The sequence below is a fragment of the Kitasatospora misakiensis genome, assembly GCF_042656005.1.
GTDB lineage: Bacteria > Actinomycetota > Actinomycetes > Streptomycetales > Streptomycetaceae > Kitasatospora > Kitasatospora misakiensis.
In genome coordinates this window covers 1-712 of the sequence record NZ_JBHSOF010000146.1, presented here as the reverse complement: position 1 = coordinate 712, position 712 = coordinate 1, and the positions used below count along the sequence as shown (strand labels likewise).

General features: G+C 67.0%; 1 protein-coding gene. It reads left to right on the top strand.

The window, feature by feature from the left end; genetic code table 11:
* Positions 1 to 52: 52 nt before the first annotated feature.
* On the top strand, positions 53 to 712 hold a 660-nt coding region (locus ACFP3U_RS36975), incomplete at its 3' end, for a cytochrome P450 (RefSeq protein WP_380230162.1).

Below are 712 nucleotides of genomic sequence, written 5' to 3'. Positions count from 1 at the left end.
TGAGATGGCGATCTGCGACCTGCTCGAAATCCCCGCAAAAGACCACGAACTGATGTACCGCCACGGAAGCACCTCGCTCGCCGCCTACTCCCCGGACGCGGCGGCAGAGGACTCGCGGTTGGCCCGCAACGAGATCCTCCTGTACTTTGCCCAGCTGATCCGGGCCCGCGCGGACCTGCCCGGGGAGAGCATCCTCGGCAGGTTGGTCGAGATGATGGACGACGATGTCCAACTTGAGCTGGACGAGCTGCTGTTCAACTGCTACAGCCTCCTGCTCGGTGGAGACGAGACCACCCGGCTCGCCATGATCGGCGCGGTCAAGGCCTTCTCGGAGATGCCCGGCGAGTGGGAGCGGCTGCGCCGGGGCGAGGTGTCCGTCGCCGGCGCGGTGGAGGAGATCTTGCGGTGGACGTCCCCGGTCCTGCACGGCGGACGTACCGCCACCGTCGACACCGTCTTGGAGGACGTGGACATCGCGGCCGGCGATGTCGTCGTCGTCTGGAACAGCTCCGCCAACTTCGACGGCGAGCAGTTCCCCGACCCCGGCCGGTTCGACCTCTCCCGGACGCCCAACCGGCATCTCTCCTTCGCCTACGGCCCGCACTACTGCCTGGGCGCAGCGCTGGCCAGGATCGAACTCACCGCCCTGCTCGAAGCGCTGCTCGAATTCGTGCAGGACATGTCGGTGACCGGCACACCGCAACGTGTCTAC